Origin of the sequence: Nocardiopsis codii (genome assembly GCF_036327455.1) — a bacterium.
GTDB classification, from domain to species: domain Bacteria; phylum Actinomycetota; class Actinomycetes; order Streptosporangiales; family Streptosporangiaceae; genus Nocardiopsis; species Nocardiopsis codii.
On the sequence record NZ_JAUZMY010000090.1, the window covers coordinates 1 to 593 of the forward strand.

General features: G+C 72.2%; 1 protein-coding gene. It reads right to left on the reverse strand.

Annotated elements, in window-relative coordinates; genetic code table 11:
• Positions 1-560 (reverse strand): cobyric acid synthase (locus tag Q8791_RS31760; protein WP_330095553.1); only part of this gene is annotated, 560 nt, incomplete at its 3' end.
• Positions 561-593: the final 33 nt, after the last annotated feature.

Consider the following 593-nt stretch of genomic DNA (forward strand, 5'->3'; position numbering starts at 1 on the left):
TCCGCGCTCAGCAGCGCCGTCGTCCCGAAGAACGAGGCGAAGACCCCGCCCCGGTCGATGTCCCCGACGACCAGCACGGGGAAGCGGGCCGCCCGCGCGATCCCCATGTTCACGATGTCGGTGCGCCGGAGGTTGATCTCGGCGGGGGAGCCCGCTCCCTCGCAGATCACCGCGTCGTACGTCGACCGCAGCTCCTCCAGGCAGTCGGTCACCGTGCCGAGCAGTGCCTCCTGACGGCCCCCGTGGTACCCCCGGGCGCTCATCTCGCCGACCGGCTTCCCCATCAGGACGACCTGGCTGGACCGGTCGCTGCCGGGCTTCAGCAGCACCGGGTTCATCAGAGCCGTCGGCTCCACCCGGGCGGCCTGTGCCTGCATCGCCTGGGCGCGTCCGATCTCCGCGCCCTCGCGGGTCACGAAGGAGTTGAGGGACATGTTCTGCGCCTTGAACGGCGCGACCTTCACGCCCCGGCGCACCAGCCAGCGGCAGATGCCCGCCGTGACGACGCTCTTGCCCGCGTCCGAGGTCGTTCCCGCGACCAGCAGCCCGCCGCCCCTCATGCCCGCCCCCGTTCCCGTACGGCGCTCCACCGT